This is a genomic window from Vibrio sp. HI00D65, assembly GCF_001635455.1.
Lineage (GTDB): Bacteria > Pseudomonadota > Gammaproteobacteria > Enterobacterales > Vibrionaceae > Vibrio.
This window is the reverse complement of sequence record NZ_LWEH01000181.1, coordinates 40,155-59,616: the sequence shown is the minus strand read 5'-3', so window position 1 is coordinate 59,616 and position 19,462 is coordinate 40,155. Positions and strand designations below refer to the sequence as shown.

21 protein-coding genes are annotated in these 19,462 nt (G+C 44.3%); 5 read left to right on the top strand and 16 right to left on the bottom strand.

The annotated features are described in order from the left end of the window. Positions 1 to 1,160: peptidase domain-containing ABC transporter (locus A3712_RS14965; RefSeq protein WP_157618767.1), on the top strand; the 1,160-nt coding region annotated here is incomplete at its 5' end. Between the two features lie 584 nt (positions 1,161 to 1,744). Here the strand turns inward: A3712_RS14965 and acpS are convergent. The 11 genes from acpS to rpoE all read right to left on the bottom strand — a co-directional run bounded on the left by acpS (position 1,745) and on the right by rpoE (position 10,992). Then, positions 1,745 to 2,125: a holo-ACP synthase gene (gene acpS, locus A3712_RS14960; protein WP_063524082.1), complete on the bottom strand. Its 381-nt coding sequence runs from the start codon at positions 2,123 to 2,125 to the stop codon at positions 1,745 to 1,747. Between the two features lie 57 nt (positions 2,126 to 2,182). Further along, a complete protein-coding gene (pdxJ, locus tag A3712_RS14955) occupies positions 2,183 to 2,920 on the bottom strand; it encodes a pyridoxine 5'-phosphate synthase (protein WP_063524081.1) in 738 nt (245 codons plus the stop codon). Further along, positions 2,917 to 3,645: a DNA repair protein RecO gene (gene recO / locus A3712_RS14950; RefSeq protein ID WP_032498827.1), complete on the bottom strand. Its 729-nt coding sequence runs from the start codon at positions 3,643 to 3,645 to the stop codon at positions 2,917 to 2,919. Before recO ends, pdxJ begins: the two co-directional genes overlap by 4 nt. A gap of 104 nt (positions 3,646 to 3,749) precedes the next feature. Beyond that, positions 3,750 to 4,721, bottom strand: a complete 972-nt coding sequence (era, locus tag A3712_RS14945) for a GTPase Era (RefSeq protein WP_008224485.1) — start codon at positions 4,719 to 4,721, stop codon at positions 3,750 to 3,752. Beyond that, entirely contained in the window at positions 4,714 to 5,391 is a 678-nt protein-coding gene (gene rnc / locus A3712_RS14940; protein WP_063524080.1) for a ribonuclease III, read from the bottom strand. The genes era and rnc overlap by 8 nt, the downstream gene beginning before the upstream one ends. A 26-nt stretch (positions 5,392 to 5,417) precedes the next feature. Further along, positions 5,418 to 6,314, bottom strand: a complete 897-nt coding sequence (gene lepB, locus A3712_RS14935; RefSeq protein ID WP_063524079.1) for a signal peptidase I — start codon at positions 6,312 to 6,314, stop codon at positions 5,418 to 5,420. 97 nt (positions 6,315 to 6,411) lie between these two features. Then, positions 6,412 to 8,205 (bottom strand): translation elongation factor 4, encoded by a 1,794-nt coding sequence (gene lepA / locus A3712_RS14930; protein ID WP_063524078.1) that lies wholly within the window; start codon positions 8,203 to 8,205, stop codon positions 6,412 to 6,414. A gap of 132 nt (positions 8,206 to 8,337) precedes the next feature. Beyond that, positions 8,338 to 8,808, bottom strand: a complete 471-nt coding sequence (locus A3712_RS14925) for a SoxR reducing system RseC family protein (RefSeq protein WP_063524077.1) — start codon at positions 8,806 to 8,808, stop codon at positions 8,338 to 8,340. After that, positions 8,805 to 9,767 carry a sigma-E factor regulatory protein RseB gene (gene rseB / locus A3712_RS14920; protein ID WP_063524076.1) on the bottom strand — a complete coding sequence of 321 codons (963 nt, stop codon included), beginning with the start codon at positions 9,765 to 9,767 and terminating at the stop codon, positions 8,805 to 8,807. The genes A3712_RS14925 and rseB overlap by 4 nt, the downstream gene beginning before the upstream one ends. Further along, the gene (locus A3712_RS14915; RefSeq protein ID WP_063524075.1) at positions 9,764 to 10,387 is read right to left on the bottom strand and encodes an RseA family anti-sigma factor; all 624 of its coding nucleotides are present in this window, start codon (positions 10,385 to 10,387) and stop codon (positions 9,764 to 9,766) included. The genes rseB and A3712_RS14915 overlap by 4 nt, the downstream gene beginning before the upstream one ends. 26 nt (positions 10,388 to 10,413) lie before the next feature. Then, complete coding sequence (gene rpoE, locus A3712_RS14910; protein ID WP_004739025.1) at positions 10,414 to 10,992, bottom strand: RNA polymerase sigma factor RpoE; 579 nt, start codon at positions 10,990 to 10,992, stop codon at positions 10,414 to 10,416. 387 nt (positions 10,993 to 11,379) lie between these two features. Here rpoE and nadB point away from each other — a divergent pair, with 387 nt between their 5' ends. Then, a complete protein-coding gene (gene nadB, locus A3712_RS14905) occupies positions 11,380 to 12,996 on the top strand; it encodes an L-aspartate oxidase (protein ID WP_063524074.1) in 1,617 nt (538 codons plus the stop codon). A gap of 88 nt (positions 12,997 to 13,084) precedes the next feature. Here nadB and A3712_RS28715 read toward each other — a convergent pair whose 3' ends face one another. Further along, on the bottom strand, positions 13,085 to 13,537 hold the full coding sequence (locus A3712_RS28715; protein ID WP_331710893.1) for a protein YgfX: 453 nt from the start codon (positions 13,535 to 13,537) through the stop codon (positions 13,085 to 13,087). Next, positions 13,461 to 13,721 (bottom strand): FAD assembly factor SdhE, encoded by a 261-nt coding sequence (locus tag A3712_RS14900; RefSeq protein WP_004735374.1) that lies wholly within the window; start codon positions 13,719 to 13,721, stop codon positions 13,461 to 13,463. The genes A3712_RS28715 and A3712_RS14900 overlap by 77 nt, the downstream gene beginning before the upstream one ends. Before the next feature lie 167 nt (positions 13,722 to 13,888). Here A3712_RS14900 and ygfZ point away from each other — a divergent pair, with 167 nt between their 5' ends. The 3 genes from ygfZ (at position 13,889) to A3712_RS14885 (ending at position 16,095) form a co-directional block, all read left to right on the top strand. Then, positions 13,889 to 14,860, top strand: a complete 972-nt coding sequence (ygfZ, locus tag A3712_RS14895) for a tRNA-modifying protein YgfZ (protein WP_063524073.1) — start codon at positions 13,889 to 13,891, stop codon at positions 14,858 to 14,860. Between the two features lie 4 nt (positions 14,861 to 14,864). Then, positions 14,865 to 15,326, top strand: a complete 462-nt coding sequence (locus A3712_RS14890; protein ID WP_063524072.1) for an aminoacyl-tRNA deacylase — start codon at positions 14,865 to 14,867, stop codon at positions 15,324 to 15,326. Between the two features lie 562 nt (positions 15,327 to 15,888). Next, positions 15,889 to 16,095: a DUF1107 domain-containing protein gene (locus A3712_RS14885; RefSeq protein WP_004739018.1), complete on the top strand. Its 207-nt coding sequence runs from the start codon at positions 15,889 to 15,891 to the stop codon at positions 16,093 to 16,095. 104 nt (positions 16,096 to 16,199) lie between these two features. On the opposite strand, the gene A3712_RS14880 is transcribed toward A3712_RS14885, so the two are convergent. The 3 genes from A3712_RS14880 to A3712_RS14870 are packed head-to-tail and all read right to left on the bottom strand — an operon-like array spanning position 16,200 to position 19,213. Next, positions 16,200 to 17,423: an FAD-dependent 2-octaprenylphenol hydroxylase gene (locus A3712_RS14880; RefSeq protein WP_063524071.1), complete on the bottom strand. Its 1,224-nt coding sequence runs from the start codon at positions 17,421 to 17,423 to the stop codon at positions 16,200 to 16,202. Between the two features lie 12 nt (positions 17,424 to 17,435). Next, positions 17,436 to 18,614 (bottom strand): 2-octaprenyl-6-methoxyphenyl hydroxylase, encoded by a 1,179-nt coding sequence (gene ubiH / locus A3712_RS14875; RefSeq protein ID WP_063524070.1) that lies wholly within the window; start codon positions 18,612 to 18,614, stop codon positions 17,436 to 17,438. Between the two features lie 23 nt (positions 18,615 to 18,637). After that, positions 18,638 to 19,213 (bottom strand): YecA/YgfB family protein, encoded by a 576-nt coding sequence (locus tag A3712_RS14870; protein ID WP_004739012.1) that lies wholly within the window; start codon positions 19,211 to 19,213, stop codon positions 18,638 to 18,640. Positions 19,214 to 19,462: the final 249 nt, after the last annotated feature.

Genomic DNA, 19,462 nt, shown 5'->3' with positions numbered 1-19,462 from the left:
CTATTTTAAGTAGTATCGTTCTATTAAGCATATTAATGTCATTCTTAGTCCAATTACTATATTACTACCCTAACAGAAGATTGGAAGAAGAAATAATTAGTACTGGAGCATCAGAAGATTCATTATTTCTTGAATCTATACGGGGGATACAAACCTTAAAGCTATTTAACTTAGAGTGTAATCGTTTGAACGACTGGATAAATATATCTTCAGAAATTATTAACTCAAGAATAAAACAAGGAAAGTTAGGTATTACAGAAGGCGCTATTAGTAGTTTTATTTCTAGCTTAGAGTCCATACTTATTGTCTATATTGGAGCAAGTATTGTAATGGAAGGAAACCTTTCAGTCGGTATGCTTTTAGCTTTCATAGCCTATAAACAGCAGTTTACATCAAGCTGTTCAGCTCTTATTTCAAAATGGTTTTCTTTCAAAATGCTTAGTTTACATCTTGAAAGGTTATCCGATATCGCCCTAGAGGAAAAAGAAGAGACTTTCGAGAGTCTTCAAGCTTTAACCGCTCTAAAGGGGCATATTCGTGTTGATCGTCTTGGCTTCAAATATTCCAGTAAATCTGACTGGGTTTTTAGAGATATTTCATTTGAAGTTAGGCCAGGAGAATCCTTTGCAATAGCTGGTGCTTCTGGTTGTGGTAAGACGACGTTAATGAAAATAATCTTAGGTTTACTTAAACCAACTGAGGGTAGAGTATATGTAGATGGAGTAGATATATGTACGATATCTAAAAGTTCATACAGAAATCATGTTGCTGCAGTAATGCAGAATGATACACTTTTTATGGGCTCTCTAGGTGATAATATCACTTTAAGCAATAAAAGTTATGATGAGGGAAATCTTATTGAATGCTGCAGAACGGCATGTATATTGGAAGAAATACGCGCGCTACCTATGCAGTTTCATACTCAAGTTGGAGATATGGGAAGTGTTTTTTCCGGCGGACAGTTACAAAGGATTTTTTTAGCTCGAGCTTTGTACAGAACACCAACGATATTATGTTTAGATGAATCTACAAGTCATTTAGATATGCATAATGAGTATATTATAAACTCAAACTTAAAAGAAAAGTCGATGACAACTATTTTTATTGCACATAGAGAACAAACTATAGCTAGTGCTGATAGAGTCTTTTATCTTGACTAATAGAAAGGGGATATAATTTGCTATTGCTTACTTGCAGCCTTGGATCGTAACTTCACTAAGATCGCTGGTGAGTATAACTATGATTATACGCGGCATTGTTGCAATGGATAACCTAGGTCCAGCTGATTCTGCTTTCTGTAAGAAAAATCGCAGAATCAGTTGTTGGTATTGTGATCACAACGGAAGCAGTGATGAGAGAGAAACCTCAAGGAGTAGATTCTGTAATGGATGATAGGAACATTCTCATGTGTGATTATCTCTATTGCAGAGAAAGCTATACATTAGTTTGAAAGCTGAGACTTCGGTCTTAATGGAGAGCCGTTAAGTAAAAGTGATTGGTTAAAAGCTCCACCAAGAGTTGGAAAATCCGAATGTTCTTTTAACAATCGGATTTTTATGTTTCTTAGGTAAAACGTCCAAAAAAAGAGAACGATGTTTGAATCAAAACTGTAAAAAGAAGCCTTGTTACTGTGCAGCTTGGCCTCTAAAAGAACATTAACGATTTTTAACTTACAAACATCAAAGCTAAAAATTCTACTCCTTTTCAATGTATGTGTTTCTGTGTATGAAAAGCAGAAGTCCATTTACGACTCAAAGAGTACCGTCGCTACCGCATAATGACGCTCATCTGAAATAGTTAGGTGAATCGAAGTTGTGCCACTCGCTTGCGCAATTTCTCGAGCTTTATTGTGCAAGCTCAGCACTGGCTTACCATGCTCGTCGTTCGAGATTTCGAAGTCATGAAAAGTAACACCCAGTGCGATGCCTGTACCCAGCGCTTTTGATGCTGCTTCTTTAGCTGCAAAACGCTTAGCTAGATAGCGACCTTTTTGCTTGAGCTGCTGAAACACTTCAAATTCAGAATCCGTCAGAATACGCTGAGCAAATGCCTCACCACTGCGTGATAATGCTTTTTCAACACGTTCAATTTCCGCGATATCTGTCCCAAGCCCTACAACAGCCATGATTACCCTTTAACTACTTTTTGATGATGCTACTTAACAAACTAGATATTTAACACGCTAGATATTGTTGCGAGCGGTTTCCATTACGGCTTTCATGTCAGCTACGGCTTTGTTCAAACCATCAAAGACTGCACGCCCCATGATTGAGTGACCGATGTTTAGCTCGTAGATTTCTGGCAGTGCCGCAATTGGAACCACGTTGTGGTAAGTCAGGCCGTGACCCGCATTCACCGTAATACCTAAATCGTCTGCGTAGCTTGCGCCAGCCGCAATCTTTTTCAGCTCATCTTGTTGGTCTTCTTCTGTTTTCGCATCAGCGTAGTGACCTGTGTGAAGTTCAATGAAGGGTGCGCCACACGCTTTTGCAGCGTCGATCTGCTCGCGGTCAGCATCGATAAATAGAGATACCTTGATACCTGCTTCTGACAGCTTTTGCGTTGCTGCTTTGATCTTCTCAAGTTGACCAACCACATCCAAGCCACCTTCAGTAGTTAGCTCTTCACGCTTTTCAGGAACAAGACAAACAAACTCAGGCTTAGTATCAAGTGCAATCTGAACCATCTCATCCGTCACTGCCATTTCTAAGTTCATGCGAGTTTGGATAGTTTCAGCCAGAATACGTACATCGCGATCAACGATGTGACGACGGTCTTCACGCAGGTGAATGGTGATACCGTCAGCACCAGCGCGCTCAGCAATTTCAGCTGCGTGTACTGGATCTGGGTATTTAGTACCACGTGCATTACGTAGTGTTGCAATATGGTCGATATTAACGCCTAAAAGGATTGAGCTCATTTTCCAATACTCCGTGCTCTAGAAAGACCTGCTCTTGGCAAAAACAGTTCTCTACTTTTTAATGGTTTGCCGCCAAGATACGGCTTTAAGGCTATGCGTGTAAAGCGTTTTGCCGCTTTTAACTGCTCTTTAGTGATAAACCTACGTTCGCTGATCGCAATAAGTTCATCGCCCATAAAAGTCAGGTTGTCTCGTCGCACTGAAGCAATGAAACCTTTCTGCTCTCGATAGCGATAAGTCATTGTTGGATCAATCGGTTCGCCAGTACCTGCACAGTGTAAAAAGTCGACACCATAGCCCATAGCAGATAGCAGTGCCAACTCAAAACGACGTAGTGCTGGCTCTGGGTTTTCATTATGCGCCAGCTCTGTTAAAGCATGAAGATAGTCGTGAAAAAGAGCAGGCATTGGCACTTCAGCCATCAGCACTCGGCCAATCAGCTCATTCACATACATTGCGGAGTAGAGGTTAATGCCAGTGAGAGGCAAACCTAAACTGATAGGCTCAGCTTGGCGCAGTGTTTTCATTGAGCTATTCCCCGACCACTTCAGTAATAGAGGCGTAAAAGGCTGCAACGCTCCTTTTAAATTGGAACGCTTGCTACGAGCACCTTTCGACATCAACGTTACACGGCCAAACTCTTCACTGAAAATATCCAGTATCAAACTCGACTCGCTATATGGCCTACGGTGCAATACAAAGCATCGCTGTAACCCTTCGCTCAATGATTCATCCTTCTTGCAGATACAAAAAGAGAGAGTTCGCACTCTCTCTTCAACTCACTATTTTGATTTCACATCCCGGTAAGGAAGGTGAAGTCCAATCTAGATTATAGATCGTCGATGTAGCCTAGTGAACGAAGTGCACGCTCATCATCAGCCCAACCAGATTTAACCTTAACCCAAGTCTCTAGGTAAACCTTACGACCGAATAGCTCTTCCATATCGATACGTGCCTCGCGACCAATCGTTTTGATCTTCTCGCCTGCTTTACCTATCACCATTTTCTTCTGACCGGTACGTTCAACAAGAATCAGTGCGTTGATGTGGAAACCATCATTATCTGGGTTGTAGTCGAAACGTTCGATCTCAACCGTTACCGAGTAAGGTAGTTCATCACCCGTAAAGCGCATTAGCTTTTCACGGATAATTTCCGACGCCATAAAACGCTGCGAGCGATCCGTCACATACTCTTCTGGGAAGTGATGTGTCGCTTTAGGTAAGTGTTCACGTACGTGCTTACGTAGTACATCAATGTTCTTACCTTGTTTCGCCGAGATTGGCACAACATCAATGAAGTCCATCTTCTTAGAGACTTCCATCATGTGCTGCATCACGTTAGTACGGTCTTGAACGTTATCTACTTTGTTGATGCAAAGTACAACTGGGAAGTCAGTCTTCTTCAGCTTGTTCAGAACCATCTCATCGTCTTCAGTCCAGTGGGTACCATCGACCAGGAAGAATACTAGGTTCACATCACTCAATGAGCTGTTTGCTGCACGGTTCATCAAACGGTTGATAGCACGCTTTTCTTCAATATGAAGTCCAGGAGTATCTACGAAGATCGCTTGGTAATCACCTTCAGTTTCCACGCCCATAATACGGTGACGTGTCGTCTGTGGTTTACGTGATGTAATAGAAATCTTCTGTCCCAGAATATGGTTCAGAAGTGTCGACTTACCTACGTTTGGGCGACCTACAATAGCGATGAAGCCACAGTGTTGGTTTTCCGGTAGGCTAGGTTGTTTGCTATCAGATGAAAAGAATGCATCGATATCGAATTCTTGGTTGTTATCAGACATTGCTTAGTTGCTCTAATGCTGTTTCAGCAGCCGCTTGTTCTGCCTTGCGGCGGCTAGTGCCTTTACCGATAACAGGTTTATCCACACCTGCCACTTCACACTCAACCGTAAACTCTTGGTTGTGTGCTTCACCTTTAATATTAGTCACTGTGTAGACAGGTAGAGGATTTCTTCGACCTTGTAAGAACTCTTGAAGACGAGTTTTCGGGTCTTTTTGAGATACTCCAGGCTGAATAGCTTCTAGGCGAGATTGGTACCAGCTTAAAATAATGCCGCGAACCGTCTCAGTATCACTATCTAAATAGATAGCGCCGATGATCGCTTCTACAGCATCCGCTAGAATAGAATCACGACGGAAACCGCCACTCTTCAACTCACCTGGACCTAATTTTAAGTAATCTCCTAGTTCGAATTCACGACCTAGTTCTGCCAATGTATGACCACGTACTAATGTCGCGCGCATGCGGCTCATATCACCTTCGTTTACCTTAGGAAAACGGTGATATAGATCATCAGCGATAACAAAACTTAAAATTGAATCGCCCAGAAACTCAAGACGTTCGTTATGTTTACCAGCGGCGCTGCGGTGAGTCAGCGCCAAGTGGATAAGATCGGCATCATTGAACTGATAGCCAATCTTTCTCTCTAGTTTATCAATTTGAGAATTCATGCTCTCTCGATGTGTTAATTGATCGATTAATGAATCCCACCGATGCGATTAAAACGCACACCAGTAGGAATCCATGTTGGAAGTACACTGTCGGAACCACGTTCGAATTCGAAGCTGATCCAAATAGCAACGGCCTTACCAACAAGGTTTGCTTCAGGGACAAAACCCCAGAAGCGGCTGTCTTTACTGTTGTCACGGTTATCACCCATCACAAAGTATTGCCCTTCTGGAACGACCCATTCGTTAACACCAGGACGAGGCTGATATGATTGCACACGATTACGACGCAATGGGTTAACTAAGATTTGGTGCTCTACGTCTCCAAGCTGTTCATTCAGTTGAATCAAAGGCACGCCGTCTTGAATAAATTGGCTCTCTTCAACATTACTTAATTTCACTGGTTTACAGCTACTTGTACCTTTCGCTTGGATACAGATTTCTTTACGACTGCTGTAACGAATAGTATCACCTGGCAGACCAACAACACGTTTAATGAAGTCAACATCTGGATCTAGCGGGTACTTAAATACGATTGAATCACCACGTTCTGGCTTACCTGTTTCTACCAATTGAGCGCGCCATACTGGGTCTTTAAGACCGTAAGCGTACTTCTCTACCAAAATGAAATCACCAACCAAAAGCGTTGGCATCATCGAGCCAGATGGGATTTGAAACGGTTCATAAATAAATGAACGCAAGATCAAAACAAATGCAAATACCGGGAAAATGGACACACTGTTCTCAACCCACCAAGGCTGATCCGTAACTTTTGCGCTGGTTTCAGCGTCTAGGCCATTGGTTTGTGCTTCCACATCAGCAAGCTTCTGCTGGCGTTTCTTCGCCCACACAAACTTTTCCAATGCCCATACAATGCCGGTCACTAGAGTTAAGAGCACTAAAAGGAGCGAAAATTTGTTAGCCATTGATATCCCTTAAATTTCATTTCTTTAAAAATAACGAAAGTGAAAGAATAGCGAGCTACCCTTTCACTTTCAATTATTCGTTTATCGTTGGATAAGCCTAGTCTTTGCCAACGTGAAGAATTGCTAAGAATGCTTCTTGAGGCAGCTCTACGTTACCGATCTGCTTCATACGCTTCTTACCTTCTTTCTGTTTCTTCAGAAGCTTCTTCTTACGACTCACGTCACCACCGTAACATTTCGCGATTACGTTCTTACGCAGTTGTTTAACTGTAGAACGAGCGATGATGTGGTTACCGATAGCCGCTTGAATCGCGATGTCAAACATTTGACGAGGGATGAATTCTTTCATCTTCTCAACGAGCTGACGACCACGAGTTTGCGATTGATCTTTGTGTGTAATCATCGCAAGTGCATCAACCGTGTCACCGTTTAGAAGTACGTCTACACGAACCATGCTTGATGCTTCAAAACGTTGGAAGTTGTAATCAAGTGATGCGTAACCACGAGACGTTGATTTCAGACGGTCGAAGAAGTCCAGTACTACTTCAGCCATTGGAATATCGTACACAACCGCTACTTGGTTGCCGTGATAAATCATATCAACCTGAACACCACGCTTCTCAACACACAGTGTGATTACGTTACCTAGGTAGTCAGAAGGTACTAAGATATTACAGCGTGCAATCGGCTCACGAATCTCGTTGATATCATTGATAGCAGGCAGCTTAGCTGGGCTATCAACATACAGCTGAGTGCCGTCTGTTTTTTCAACTTCGTATACTACGGTTGGCGCAGTTGTAATTAGGTCTAGGTCGTATTCACGCTCTAGACGTTCTTGAATAATCTCCATGTGAAGCATACCCAAGAAACCACAACGGAAACCAAAACCAAGTGCTGCAGAGTTCTCTGGTTCATAGAATAGAGAAGCATCGTTCAGGCTTAGTTTACCTAGTGCATCACGGAAGTTTTCGTAATCATCAGATGATACAGGGAACAGACCCGCGTATACCTGTGGTTTTACTTTCTTAAAGCCAGGTAACGCTTTTTCACAGCCGTTTTTAGCCAGTGTTAGCGTATCACCAACCGGTGCACCTAGAATGTCTTTAATACCACAAACAACCCAACCTACTTCACCAGTGTTTAGCTCTGTAGTGTCGATTTGCTTAGGCGTGAAGATACCTAGGCGATCTACCCCCCAAACTTGGCCGGTGCTCATTACTTTGATCTTGTCGTTCTTCTTCAAAGAACCGTTCTTGATACGAACAAGAGAAACAACACCAAGGTAGTTATCGAACCAAGAGTCGATGATTAGCGCTTGCAGTGGCGCTTCAGGATCGCCTTCTGGAGCAGGAATTGCTGAAACAATGTTTTCTAGAACATCGTCTACACCGATACCTGTTTTTGCAGAACAGCGCGTTGCCTCCATCGCGTCGATACCTACGATCTCTTCGATCTCTTCAGATACGCGCTCTGGATCAGCTGCTGGAAGGTCAATCTTGTTTAGGATTGGCACAACTTCCAGATCCATTTCGATCGCTGTGTAACAATTTGCTAGAGTCTGAGCTTCTACACCTTGACCAGCATCGACAACCAATAGTGCGCCTTCACAAGCCGCAAGAGAACGTGATACTTCGTATGCGAAGTCAACGTGTCCCGGAGTATCGATGAAGTTAAGTTGGTAAGTTTCACCATCTTTTGCGGTGTAGTTTAGTGTCACACTCTGAGATTTGATGGTGATGCCACGTTCACGCTCAAGATCCATCGAATCAAGGACTTGTGCAGCCATTTCACGATCGCTTAATCCTCCACAAACTTGGATTAGACGGTCAGATAGGGTCGACTTACCATGGTCGATGTGGGCGATAATCGAAAAGTTACGAATGTGCTTCATAATTTGGTGTGACAAACTCTTTAAATTAGGACGGTAAGAAAGCCGCAAAGCTATTTAAAAATAACCAACGGTGGCGGCATTTCAATCAAGTTGGCAGATTCTACCCAATTTAACAGCAAGACGCATCATAAATTAGACGAGCGGCTCACCGAGGATTCGAATCAATACGACTTCTTGCTTGGATTTGTCTTCAATCGGTTTAGCGAGTCGCTTCGCTAAAGCAATACCACCAGCTGTAAATAGGGCTGCGCTCAGTATAACAATCCCCTCGCCTCCTTGAAGTAGGGGTTGTAACAAGAGTTGTCCAATGCCAGCACCAATCATCAACATGAAAAGTGGGATGAGGTAAACAATAGCCGCAGACTGAAGTAGGCTTTTTTCAGGAAAGCCGATTTCTACAATCTGACCCACTTTCACAAGGTTTTTGGTCTTTAATTGCCAAAACAAGGATTTGTTGCCAACCGCTTTGGTGACAATACCAGTACCGCAGCTTTTTTGTGAAGAACAGCTGCTGCAACTAGTTTGTTGTTCGCAGCTCAATTGAACAAAGTATTGCTTACCTTTTTGTTCAACGGAGCTAACGGTAGCCAGCGCGGTCATCATTGCGCTGACACCTGATTATTGAAAGTAACAGATTGAGCGATACGCTTTGCTGTAGCTGGCGGGATATCGCCTACGACAGACACTTCTCTGTCACCCATGACTAAGCTGTGCAAGGTTCTGCGCCCTTGACGTACCAACTGGCCTTTCAATGAGTGTTCGTCTTTGTCGGCGATATATACCGAAAAGCTGAATAATCCATCGCTGAAAAGCTGACTCTCGACCATTTTATCGGTCGCAGCCATCTGGTAACGGCTCAACTCTTTTGACTTAAACCCTTCTGGAACCCATGAAGCTTGCCAGTCGGTCTCACTCACCAAACCTTCAGGTAATGATAAAACCTTCGGCAGTTGCGCTTGGTTTAAGCCGCCCATAGCTGCAGCGATTTTATCGTTCACGACATAAGAGATAGTTCGGTACTGTTCCAGTATTTCACCATCACGATCTAATAGATCGGCACGTAAAGGAAGACTGGTTTTCTCGTCCACCCAAACCACGTAAGAGTAACGAAGGCCATCTTTTGGCACTACGCGTAACACTTGGGTAGTGCTGCCCGCTTCACGAGAGCGCCCAACTTTTACAAAGTCGTAGTACTGATTCAGGGATTCGATATCTCGATTAATCATCGGAATAACAGGCGCAACCATGCTACCTGACTGGATCGTGAACGGCTCTGTGCCCGGTTCGATATAGCTCACTTCGTTACCGCGACGAATCACTTCACGAACGGGGCCACTCAGGTAGACAAGGTGTGCGAGTTGTTGGTCGTCGTTAACCGCATGGCGATAAACAAGAGGTTCGATACTGCTCTTCTTGATCAGTATGTAAGAGAGTTCGTAATTTAAATGCTGACTGGCCTCGTTCATTTGATGCAGCAAGGCCTTTGCAGTTATTTCCTCTGCAAAGGCTGTTGAAGACATCACGCTGAACAGTGTCAGTGCACTGACCAGGATTTTCTTCATTCAATGTCCGATTCTAGATGTGCATCTTCCATAGGCGACGCATCACTGTTTAATCTTAGTTGTAGCTCATAATCTTCTAGCATTGCATGAACGCGTTTACGCTGCTCTTGCAAATTTGCTTCAGATGCAGGTCTCTCTACCGACTCGCGCGTTAAGCTTACTGGCTCAGCAGATCCCGCAAATGGAATAGTCTGAAGTACAGGTAACTGTTCTGGTGCCGCTGGATCGCTGACACCATATTGTTGAACACCTAATACAACCGCTAAAGAAACACACGCTGCTACAGCAACTTGTCCAAACTGTTGTAACCACGCAGGAAGCTGTCGCTTCGCTTGCTGAGGTTTTGGTTGCTCTTCAATTGGAGCAACAGTAGGTTCAACATTCACTTGGTGCAGGTTTGGCATTGCACTGTGTGCAGGCTCATCTTCAAGCGCTGCTGCTACACTATCCGCAATGTTCCAATTTTTAGTTTCTGGCGCATCCCCACGCATAACGTCACCAATTAGGTGGTAACTCTGCCAGGTATTCATGCTTTCTTGATCAGATTCTAGATCTACAATGAGAGCTTTATCGATCGTTTCACCATCCATGAGTGCCGAAAGCTTTTCTTTATCAGCCATTATTTTCACCATAATTATTACAAGTTCTAGCGCTGCAAAAGAGGTTTAATTTTCTTTTCCACCGCTTCACGAGCTCGGAAGATACGCGAACGTACGGTTCCTACAGGGCAATCCATTACTTCTGCAATCTCTTCGTAGCTCAAACCTTCAAGCTCACGCAGCGTCATTGCAGTTTTTAAGTCTTCTGGCAGCGCTTCAATCGCTCCAAAAACGACTTGTTTCAATTCTTTTGACAGCGTTAAGTTCTCAGGGTTCGATATTTCTTTTAACGCGCTGCCTGTTTCGTAATATTCAGCATCTTCTGCATCTACATCCGTTGCGGGCGGTCTACGTCCCTGGGCAACGATATGATTCTTTGCGGTATTCACGGCAATTCGGTACAACCATGTATAGAAGGCACTCTCGCCACGAAAATTAGGTATCGCGCGGTAAGCTTTAATAAAAGCTTCTTGTGCTACATCAGGTACATCACCAGAATTATTCACGTATCGAGAGATAAGGTTACAAACTTTGTTTTGATACTTAACCACTAGTAAGTTAAATGCTTGCTTATCTCCACTCTGAACTCGCTCAATCAACACTTGATCGGTTAGCTGCTCGTTCATTCGAGCGGGTACTCCTATTGTTATAACCCTCACCTTCACAGATATGGGTACTAATTATACGAAATGTAGTATTGACACCACCGTCTACAAGAGCACTATTGTGACTAAGCCAAATACCGAAAGTTCCAACTTTCTTAAAATTATTTGCCATTATTGTTTCACAATGTGATGTAATAAAAATAGCTATCCCTGTCAATTTAGGGAAACTTGAGCAAAAGCAATGGTATTGAGCATTAAATATTTCTAGATAGCTGTCTATATCTTGATTTTGCATGGCGTTTTAGGACGACTTGAAGAAGATTATAACAGTCTTACCGCAACTCCTAAAACAAGACAAAGTCAATTGAGAGTAGACAACTCGACTATAGCCCGGGATTTAATAAGTTTATGAACGCAAACCGTGAACATCAATGTGATGTATTAGTGGTAGGAAGTGGTGCGGCAGGCTTGTCATTAGCCTTACGCGTAGCAGAACATGCAAAAGTAATTGTATTAAGCAAAGGACCACGCAGCGAAGGATCGACGTATTACGCACAAGGCGGTATCGCTGCGGTGTTCGATGAGTCGGACAGTATTGAGTCTCACGTTGAAGATACTCAAATTGCCGGGGCTGGGTTATGTGAAGAAGATACAGTTCAATTCATTGCTGAAAATGCGAAAGAGTGTGTACAGTGGCTGATTGATGGCGGTGTTCCATTTGATAAAGATAAGAACAGCACTGATGGTCAACCTAAGTATCACCTAACTCGTGAAGGTGGACACAGCCACCGCAGAATCCTGCACGCTGCCGATGCAACTGGCATGGCGATGCAAACCTCACTGCAAGATAACGTCAAGAATCACCCAAATATCGAGATCTTCGAGCGTCACAATGCGCTGGACTTGATCACTGAAGATAAAGTTGGTGGCTCGAAAGACAAGGTTATCGGTGCCTACATCTGGAACCGCAACCAAGAACACGTAGAAACCGTACGTGCTAAATTTGTTGTACTTGCTACTGGCGGCGCATCAAAAGTGTACCAATACACTTCTAACCCAGATGTCTCTTCTGGTGATGGCATTGCTATCGCTTGGCGTGCAGGTTGTCGTGTAGCAAACCTAGAGTTCAACCAATTCCACCCGACTTGCTTATTTCACCCAGAAGCACGCAACTTCCTACTAACGGAAGCACTTCGTGGCGAAGGCGCTTATCTGCGTCGCCCGGATGGTACACGCTTCATGAAAGACTTCGATGAGCGTGGTGAATTAGCACCTCGTGATGTGGTTGCACGCGCAATCGACTTCGAAATGAAGCGATTAGGTGCAGACTGCATGTACGTCGACATTAGCCACAAGCCTGAAGAGTTCATCACTGCACACTTCCCAATGATCCACACACGTTTGATGGACTTGGGTATCGATATGACCAAAGAGCCGATCCCGATCGTACCAGCTGCGCACTACACCTGTGGTGGTGTGATGGTCAATAAAGATGGCCAAACGGATCTGCAAAACCTCTACGCGATTGGTGAAGTGAGCTATACTGGTCTTCACGGTGCGAACCGTATGGCATCAAACTCACTACTAGAATGTGTGGTTTACGCGTGGTCGGCAGCAAAACACATCGTTGAGAACATTGAACAATCTCAATTGTGTGCGGAGCTTCCAGCATGGGATGAAAGCCAAGTAACAAACAGTGATGAAGAAGTTATTATCCAGCACAACTGGCATGAGCTTCGTCTATTCATGTGGGATTACATGGGTATCGTACGCACAGACAAGCGTCTTGAGCGTGCAATGCGTCGTATTCAGATGTTACAGCAAGAAACTCACGAGTATTACAGCAACTTTAAGGTGTCGAACAACCTTTTAGAGCTGCGTAACCTACTTCAAGTCGCTGAGCTAATGGTTCGCTGTGCAATGCAACGCAAAGAGAGCCGTGGCCTCCACTACACATTGGATTACCCAGAGCTGGTTGAAGACAGTGGCCCAACGATTCTGACACCAGAGAAACGTCAATCGTAACTTGGCGCATTCGTCACTCACGAAAAGTAATCAAACGAAAGGGAGCCTAATGCTCCCTTTTCTTTTAACTCACGACTTGTCGATTACTTTAGCTTAGCGAACGCATTCGTTGTAAATTCGCCAAAAAGTGCCGATATTCTTGCTCTTGGCAACTGTCTCGCCATAGCAGTACCGAGTGACCACATTCAAATTGTAATTTTACGAAGAATTGCGCCCAAACCTGATCGACCGACTTTAAACTGTATGTATTGCCATTCAAATGCACTTCACCATCATCCTTATAATCAAGCCCCCCTTGAGCGCTAGTGATAAGCATGTGATTAGTACTAAACAGATTGAAAGTTAAATACAGGCTATAAAGGCTGACTACTAGCGGAATAGAAGAGACAACGATAAAAAACAAAAGGCACCCGAAAGCAGTGCCTTTTGTTAATAATGCGAAATACGAAGGGTTAAGCTGGAGCTTAACGAACCTTGCTGAGGTTGTGTGCGACAATTTTATCAACCATTGATGCGTGACCCAGGTTTTCACTACGGCCATGGCCCATCACCCACGTAAACAGATCTGGATCATCACACTCTAACAAAGAAACAAACTCGCGCTGTTCCTGCTCTTGCAATGAATCAAAACACTCTTCGAAAAATGGCATGATGACTACATCAAGTTCTAACATGCCGCGACGGCAACCCCATTTAATTCGTGCTTTCTGCTCTGCAGTGTACATTGGCTATCCTCACCTATAATTTTTCTTTCTTGGAGTGTAACAAGTCATACGCTCTGCAACTACTATATGGGTCACAGTCCCTATCTCCGCTCACAAAAAAACCTAGGCTGACAAATAAACAGAACAGGATTAACATAGAGCCAAATAAAATTCTTGGGAAAGATAAAATGGATTGGAAAAACACCTTTCAGCCGCACGTTCACACGCAAAACGATTCGCTTCCAGAACTGATGATGACACATGTGTCAGACTGGAGTGCAATTACTATGGTAGGCGATGACAAAAAATCGTACCTACAAGGTCAAGTAACGTGCGACGTTGTGACTCTTCCTAATGATGAATCCACATTAGGCGCCCACTGTGATGCAAAAGGAAAGGTATGGAGTATCTTCCGCCTATTCCATCACAACGGTGGTTACGCGCTTATGCAGCCTAAGTCTGCGATTGAAGTTGAGCTCGTAGAAATCAAAAAATACGCTGTCTTCTCTAAGGTCGATATTGAGCAAACCAGTGATGTGGTTATTGGTGTGATGGGCGCTGCTGCGGATCAGTACATCGATTCTATCGCAGAGAGCCAAGGTAAAGTTCGTGCGATTTCAGGCGGTACAGCCGTTCAAGTTGCTGGCAACCGCTGGGCTCTGCTTGTGACAGAACAAGCTGCAGAAGCTTTGGTGACTGACAGCTCTGCGGAGAAAGTCTCAGAGGCGCTATGGCAGTATCATGAAATTATCGATGCTAAGCCTAATCTAACCAAAGCAGAGCAAAATGAGCACATCCCTCAGGCGCTTAACCTACAAGCGATTGGTGGCATCAGCTTTACCAAGGGTTGTTACACAGGTCAAGAAACAGTAGCTCGCGCTAAATACCGTGGCATGAACAAACGTGAAATGCGCATTGTTTCAGGCCCAACAGCGGAAGTGCTAACACTAGAAAGCCCTATTGAGCTAGAGCGCAGCGTTGGTGAAAACTGGCGTGGAGCGGGTCAACTGCTCAACGTATATCAATTTGCTGACAACCAAGCGATTGGCCTAATGGTACTACCGAACAACTTAGATGACGATGTTCAGCTGCGTTTGACAGCACAACCTGAACAAATCTGGAGTATCCAGCCACTGCCTTACAGCCTTGACGACGAGTAATTTCGTGGAAACAGTGATTACACAATGGCTGGATCAACAGCAGGTGAACTATCGCCTGCTGTTACAAAATAAGCCAACCACCAGCATCGAGGAAACCGCGCAAGAACGAGGTATCGACCCATCTCAAATGGTGAAATGTATTCTACTCAAAGACATGGGCAATCAATACGCACTAGCGTGCACCGCTGGTGATCGCTCAGTCGATCCGAAGAAAGTGCGCTCAATTCTAAATTGCCGCCGCATGACCTGTGTCTCGTTAAGCGATGTAGAGTCTATTACTGGCTTTAAGGCCGGTTGTGTTGGCCCGCTTGCATTGAAGAGGCATATGCCGATCATCTTTGATCCTTCGATTCAAAACAATTCAACGGTGACCATCAGCTCTGGGGATCGAATGGCAGGTATCGCTCTGGATCCCAATGATCTCATGACGCTATGTGCGCCTATCATTGCTGAAATCAGTCGATGATCCGATCAATACAGTGATTGTTCGCAAACTCTTTCCCTAGTTTTCACCGGATACATATTTAGTGTGAAACTCGTCGTAAGATAACTAGATTAAATGTAAATATTTAATCAAAATTAGAACATAAGCAGTCACAAGTAAAAATCTGCGTTATTGTGAATTTACTGACTAGCCCTCAGGCAAATCAGTACAAGTGAATCCACTGAGTAACATCAGTATCCACTTTTGTGTAATGCATCTGTGACTATTCGCCCGTTTTAGACGGGCTTTTTTTGGTCTTAATTTTACAATTTGATTACACAAACAAAAAAATTCCGCCTATTCTTATACTTGTCATATTTAAGCTGCTTAATACCGAACAGAAAAGTTCACGGCAGTTCACTACTCAGTATTATTTTGGGGAGGAGCTCACGTAAAAATAGATATTTACTATAGAAAGTGCTTAGAACGGCACAAATATCTAATTAACGTCAACGCTACTGCATATTACTCCATGCTTATCACAATTATTATCTCGGAGTTTTTCTATAATGTGCAGGCTAGGTAAATATAAGGATAATTAAAAATGAGACTGTTTAAGCGCTATACACCGAGTATGATTGCTAAACATGTAAGTCGACTTTTCAAAGGACGAATCTACATTTACGGCGTAGGGAAATTTGAGTTCGATAACGGCAAGCTAGTGCTGCCAGACCGAGCAGAGAAACGCCACTTTGAAACAGTGAAAGAAATAAATAGTGAAATTATGAAGCTGCGCTGTGCTTACGCATAATCAAATTATCTAGAGAATTAAAAAAAGGGTTGGCTAACGCCAACCCTTTTTTCGTACCAATGATTCAAACGAAACACTGGTGCGAAACATTAGAAACAAAATCATTATCGATGAATAACAGGGGGCTGCGCTAAATCAGGAAGGTTACCCGCAAGACCTAAAGCTCGTTTCATGATTTCATCTTTTGCACCAGGTAATTGGCCTGCGAGTTTCATACCGATGCCACGAATCAGCTTCTTCGCTGGGTTATCGCCTTCAAACAGATCTTTGAAGCCCTGCATCGATGCAATCATCTTCGCGGCTTCTGCTTTTCTCCAGCGTTCATAACCACGTAAGTTACGCTTGGTACCAATGTCCTCGCCCGTAGCCCAGAGCTTTAACAGCTCTTGTGCTAGGCTGGCAGCATCTAACAAGCCAAGGTTAACGCCCTGCCCAGCAAGGGGGTGAATGGTATGCGCGGCATCCCCCACCAAAGCCACACGCTCTACGGCGAAGTCTCTCGCATATCGCATGCGCAGTGGGAACGCAAAACGCTCGCCAACCACTTCACACAAACCTAGTTTAGAGTCGAACTCAGCTGTTAGCTGTTTATTAAACTCCGCATCCGACATAGATACGAGCTTCTCGGCACGATTCGGCTCAGTAGACCAAACGATAGAACTCATATTACTCGGCTGCATTGGTAAGAATGCCAACGGGCCCTGTGGCGTAAATATTTGACGAGCTACACTGTGGTGCGGTTCTGCCGTTTTAACGTTCGCAACAATTGCACTGTGTCCGTAGTCCCAATGTGTTAGAGGGATATCTTGCTGCTTACGAACCCAAGAATTTGCACCATCTGCGCCAACGACAAGCTTAGCCGTTAGCGCTTGACCGTTGTCTAAAGTCAGCCACGCTTCACTTTCACCAATTGCCATTGTTTTGCACGTTGCTGGCATGTATAGGCTGACGTTTTCTTGCTTTTTAACCTGTTCAAGCAACGCCAATTGAATCACACGGTTCTCAACAATATGACCTAAATTAGGCTGCGCTAAACGCGTTGAGTCAAATTCAATGCGAGCGAAGCTATCTTGTTCCCACACTTCCATCGCTTGATAAGGTGCGGCACGTCTTTGCTCAATTCCCTGCCACGCACCTAGATTACGCAAAATCATTTCACTAGAACGGCTCAATGCAGAAACACGTACGTCAGGCAATTTATTAAGCCCTTCGCTTGGTGCCTTGCCTTCAATTACAGCCACTCTCAGATCACTGTCTTTCAAAGCTGCTGCAAGGGCTAAGCCAACCATGCCTCCACCAACGATTGCGATATCAACACTTTGCATCATTATTTATCTACCTTATCTTTCTACTAGGCCAAGCGTATGACGCAAAAGTGGACCTTTAAGTGGTGGAAGGTTATCCATAACAGCTAACCCAAGGTTGCGCCCGATACGAGCGGTTAAAAAGTCATTTGAGAATAGATGTACAAGGCTCGATGTCAGTGTAATCGTCGCCCTTCTATCCTGTTCTCTACGTTTTTTAAAGTTAACAAGACCAGTGTATCGACCAACATCATCCAACTGAGTACACAACTCTTCGGCTAAAGAAGCCACATCACGAATACCAAGGTTAAAGCCTTGACCCGCGATCGGGTGAAGTGTTTGAGCTGCGTTGCCGACAATCGCAAATCGATGAGAAATATTTTGCTGACGATGACGAAGAATCAGAGGATAGCTCGCACGCTTACCCACCTTCTCTAAACGACCTAGTCGCCAACCAAAATCATTCTGCAGCTGTTCAAGGAACTGGTTGTCGTTCAAAGCCATCACTTTATCGGCTTTCTCTGGCGGCAAGCACCACACTAACGATAGGCGGTTGTCCGTCATCGGTAATAAAGCAACTGGCCCATGATGGGTAAAACGCTCAAAGGCACGACCTTGATGCGGCTCACTAGCCACAATGTTGGCAATGACAGCCACTTGCTCAAAGTCATGCTCGCTCAACGAAATATTCAGTTGTTGGCAGCAGGTAGAGATCGCTCCGTCAGCAGCAACCAACAACTTAGTAGTAATGGTTTGCCCGCTATTAAGGTCAATGGTCGTCAGTAAATCACTGCGTTCAATTTTCGCTACTGAGTCAGGGCACAACACCGTGATGCTCGATTCAGACTCCAGCTTTTGCTGATAGATTCGACCGACATCCGCCAACTCGACCACATAGCCAAGCGCATCAACCGCAAGATCTTCGCTGTAGATATCAGTCATTCCTGCATGCCCACGATCCGAGACGTGAATATCTTTAATCGGGGTTGCAACTGGAGCAATCGATTGCCACAACTGCAATGAATCAAGGATCTGCGCTGTGCCATAAGACAAAGCAATAGAACGAGAATCAAACCCAGGATGAGCTTGATGATCAACCTGATAAGGTTCCACTACCGCAATCGATAGCGAGCCTCGGCTTAGGTGATTCAAGGCAAGCGCCAAAGTCGCCCCCGCCATCGCCCCACCAGCAATTACAACATCATACTGAGCCATCATAACCTCAAACTGGCAAACGATTAGTGAATGGTTGGAGCTACATCTTCAGACGGGCGTGCACCAAACTCAGCATGAATGGTTAATGCACACGCTTTTACGTGCTCAATAACGTGCTCTAGAAGTTGCGCTTGCTCTTCCAGATCATCATCTTCATCAATGCCTAGCTTTGCCATCTCTTCAAGATCAGCCAGCGCTTCTTTAGTGCCTTCCGACGCCTTATTTAACTGAGCGCCAACTAGCCCTAAACCAGAAATAAAGTGGTTGATCCAATCAGACACACCGTCAGCTAAATCAAATAGGCTCGCACTTGCGTCTTCATCAGGCAGTAGCATAGACAATTCCATACCTGAACCAGTGATCTCACTAGTGGTTACTTTCAATGTCGCTTCCGCTAACGTTAATGCGCGATCCGGCCAACCCATACCTTCGTTGGTGTAATCGAAGATCAGTGGTTGCCAGCTCTTATCTGCTAGGCTTAAGCCTCCGCTTAACATACCCGTTAATAAGCCATGCATCTCAGCAGGGGTTACGGCTAGACTTGCCGATTGAAGTTCAGTCGCAACCGTTAGGTAGTCAGGTAAAGTAGTTTCGCTCATCAGATAGCTCGCTCAGTTATTCTTTATATCGATAGTATAATCGTACCACTTCACCCCAATTCTGGTAAGCATCGATCCCTAGCAATTGAAGGATGACTGACTACCAATTGTTCAATTTGCTGAATTACTGTGTGCTCAAGCTCTCATTTACAAACAGTCACTCTGAAAAGCTTGAATCTTAATAGCGGTTTACCTATAGTTTCTCCCTCAGAGGAGATTGCTTCCTCATCGGTACTTGCACTTTTGGTT

Bases quoted from the DNA above. Each gene is read 5' to 3' on its own strand.
- A3712_RS14900 (WP_004735374.1), bottom strand. From the start codon at position 13,721: ATGTACACTGCAGAGCAGAAAGCACGAATTAAATGGGGTTGCCGTCGC.
- A3712_RS14880 (WP_063524071.1), bottom strand. From the start codon at position 17,423: ATGATGCAAAGTGTTGATATCGCAATCGTTGGTGGAGGCATGGTTGGC.
- era (WP_008224485.1), bottom strand. From the start codon at position 4,721: ATGTCTGATAACAACCAAGAATTCGATATCGATGCATTCTTTTCATCT.
- A3712_RS14885 (WP_004739018.1), top strand. From the start codon at position 15,889: ATGAGACTGTTTAAGCGCTATACACCGAGTATGATTGCTAAACATGTA.
- rpoE (WP_004739025.1), bottom strand. From the start codon at position 10,992: ATGAACGAGCAGCTAACCGATCAAGTGTTGATTGAGCGAGTTCAGAGT.
- A3712_RS14915 (WP_063524075.1), bottom strand. From the start codon at position 10,387: ATGGCTGATAAAGAAAAGCTTTCGGCACTCATGGATGGTGAAACGATC.
- A3712_RS28715 (WP_331710893.1), bottom strand. From the start codon at position 13,537: ATGGCCGTAGTGAAAACCTGGGTCACGCATCAATGGTTGATAAAATTG.
- ubiH (WP_063524070.1), bottom strand. From the start codon at position 18,614: ATGGCTCAGTATGATGTTGTAATTGCTGGTGGGGCGATGGCGGGGGCG.
- lepA (WP_063524078.1), bottom strand. From the start codon at position 8,205: ATGAAGCACATTCGTAACTTTTCGATTATCGCCCACATCGACCATGGT.
- ygfZ (WP_063524073.1), top strand. From the start codon at position 13,889: ATGGATTGGAAAAACACCTTTCAGCCGCACGTTCACACGCAAAACGAT.
- pdxJ (WP_063524081.1), bottom strand. From the start codon at position 2,920: ATGAGCTCAATCCTTTTAGGCGTTAATATCGACCATATTGCAACACTA.
- rseB (WP_063524076.1), bottom strand. From the start codon at position 9,767: ATGAAGAAAATCCTGGTCAGTGCACTGACACTGTTCAGCGTGATGTCT.
- lepB (WP_063524079.1), bottom strand. From the start codon at position 6,314: ATGGCTAACAAATTTTCGCTCCTTTTAGTGCTCTTAACTCTAGTGACC.
- A3712_RS14925 (WP_063524077.1), bottom strand. From the start codon at position 8,808: ATGATGACCGCGCTGGCTACCGTTAGCTCCGTTGAACAAAAAGGTAAG.
- rnc (WP_063524080.1), bottom strand. From the start codon at position 5,391: ATGAATTCTCAAATTGATAAACTAGAGAGAAAGATTGGCTATCAGTTC.
- nadB (WP_063524074.1), top strand. From the start codon at position 11,380: ATGAACGCAAACCGTGAACATCAATGTGATGTATTAGTGGTAGGAAGT.
- A3712_RS14870 (WP_004739012.1), bottom strand. From the start codon at position 19,213: ATGAGCGAAACTACTTTACCTGACTACCTAACGGTTGCGACTGAACTT.
- acpS (WP_063524082.1), bottom strand. From the start codon at position 2,125: ATGGCTGTTGTAGGGCTTGGGACAGATATCGCGGAAATTGAACGTGTT.